This is a genomic window from Actinomycetota bacterium, from assembly GCA_018830725.1.
GTDB lineage: Bacteria > Actinomycetota > Humimicrobiia > JAHJRV01 > JAHJRV01 > JAHJRV01.
Genome location: JAHJRV010000108.1, coordinates 1 through 2,061 on the forward strand (window position 1 = coordinate 1; position 2,061 = coordinate 2,061).

A 2,061-nucleotide genomic window follows, 5' to 3' on the forward strand; every position below is an offset into this window, starting at 1 on the left:
AAAAATGATGAAATCAAAAACCTGAATTTAAAAAAGGCTGTCTTTATCGATACTGAAACTACTGGGCTTTCAGGTGGTATAGGAACAGCAGTCTTTTTAGTTGGTATACTATTTTTTGAAAATAATGAATTCAGAATAAGACAATATTTAATGCAGGATTTTAATGAAGAACTGGCAATGCTAAGTGCAGTAAAACAAATATTTAAAAATTTTGAATTTATTGTCTCCTATAATGGTAAAGCATTTGATATTCCCCTATTATCAACAAGATATCTAATCAATAAAATGTCTGATAAACATTTAAACCTTCCCCATATTGATTTACTTTTTCCATCCAGGTTTTTGTATAGAAAGGATTTGCCAAATTGTAGATTAAAAACAATCGAGAATAAAGTTTTAGGGATCTGGGAAGATAGAATTGGTGACATTGATAGTTCACTAATTCCGTATATATATTTTGATTTTTTAAATACCAAAGATGCGAGAATTTTAAAGTCAGTTTTTAAGCACAATATTATAGACCTTATTTCATTAGTAACTCTAATAGCAAAATTAGCTTCCTATATTGAAAATTATAATGAAATAAATCTAAGTTACAACCAAATAAGATCACTTACAAAAATATTTTTTTTGAAGAAGAATTTTAATGATGCAGAAAAACTTATAATGAGAGCTATACAAAATGCTGATAATAAAGAAGATTTGGAAGAATGCAAAATGTGGTATGGCTTTATTTTAAAAAAGATGAGAAAATTTGATGACTCATCTAAAATCCTTGAGGAACTTGTTTTAGATGACACAAAAGAGATTGAAATTTATAGACAGGTTGCTATTTACCAGGAACATCAAAATAAAAATTATCAAAAAGCGATTAACTTCTGTAATAAAGCACTAAAAATTATGAAAGATGAATATAATATACGAAGAAGAGATTATTACATAAATGACATAAATTATCGACTTGCAAGACTTTATAGAAAAAGTTCAAAAAAATAATAATAAAATTAAAGAAAAAAGGAGCTATTATGAGTAAGATTGATGCAAAAATTAGTTCGAGTTTATTTCCAATAGGTGTATTTTTGATATCCTGTGGAGAGATTGGTAAGAATGCAAATATAGTGACGATGGGATGGGTAATCTCAATCTCGAGTAATCCTCCACTCTTAGGAATCTCCTTACGAAAGAAAAGACACTCATATGAATTAATTAAAAGATCTAATGATTTTGTAGTTAATATACCAACAAGGGAATTTTTAAAAGAAACAGATTATTGTGGAAATGTATCAGGGAGAGATGTTAATAAATTTAAAAAAACAGGGTTAACTCCTCTACCCGGAAAAATAGTTAAGTCCCCTCTTATAAAAGAATGCCCTATAAATTTAGAATGTAAGGTAATAAAAGATATAGAGTTAGGGGATCATAATTTTATTGTAGGTGAAGTCGTTAGTAAAAGTTTTGATGAAAAAATTCTTAATGAAAAAGGGAAACCGGATATAAACAAAATGAATCTTTTCTCCTATGGTTCAAATAGATATTTTACTATTGGGGAAGTAATTGGTAAATGGGGTTTTTCACTTAAGTAATATATTTTTTTGTCATTAAGAGTAAAGGTATAATATAAAATAATGGTGTGAACCCCAAAAGTTGGACACAATGTTATCTAAGTTAAACCAACTGACGGACTTCACTTTTTTTCATTTTATTATATTTAATTTTACTTTCAAATTCTTCCGGTGGCATATAGCCAAGTGAAGAATGTAATCTCTTTTTGTTATAAACTTCTTCAATAAAATAAGGTATTCTTTTAATAACATCTCTGTATGTTTCATAGGAAAACATATATACTTCTTCAACCTTTAATGTTCTAAAAAAAGATTCTATTATGCTGTTATCATAAGGACTAGCTTTATTTGACATTGATATTTTGATATGATTTTCATTTAATATCTTTACATAATCAGATGAACAATACTGAATACCCTGGTCAGAGTGATGTATTAGATCTGATGTATCTCTTTCTGAAATAGCATCTTTTAGTGCTGCTATTGTAAGATCAGCTGA

The 2,061-nt window shown here is 27.7% G+C and carries 3 protein-coding genes; 2 read left to right on the forward strand and 1 reads right to left on the reverse strand.

Annotated elements, in window-relative coordinates:
- Nucleotides 1–996, forward strand: a 996-nt coding sequence (locus tag KKC53_05480) for a ribonuclease H-like domain-containing protein (GenBank protein MBU2598604.1), incomplete at its 5' end; no start/stop codon positions are given.
- 29 nt (nt 997–1,025) lie between these two features.
- Complete coding sequence (locus KKC53_05485) at nt 1,026–1,583, forward strand: flavin reductase family protein (GenBank protein ID MBU2598605.1); 558 nt, start codon at nt 1,026–1,028, stop codon at nt 1,581–1,583.
- 82 nt (nt 1,584–1,665) lie between these two features.
- Here the strand turns inward: KKC53_05485 and KKC53_05490 are convergent.
- Nucleotides 1,666–2,061: DDE-type integrase/transposase/recombinase (locus tag KKC53_05490; GenBank protein MBU2598606.1), on the reverse strand; the 396-nt coding region annotated here is incomplete at its 5' end.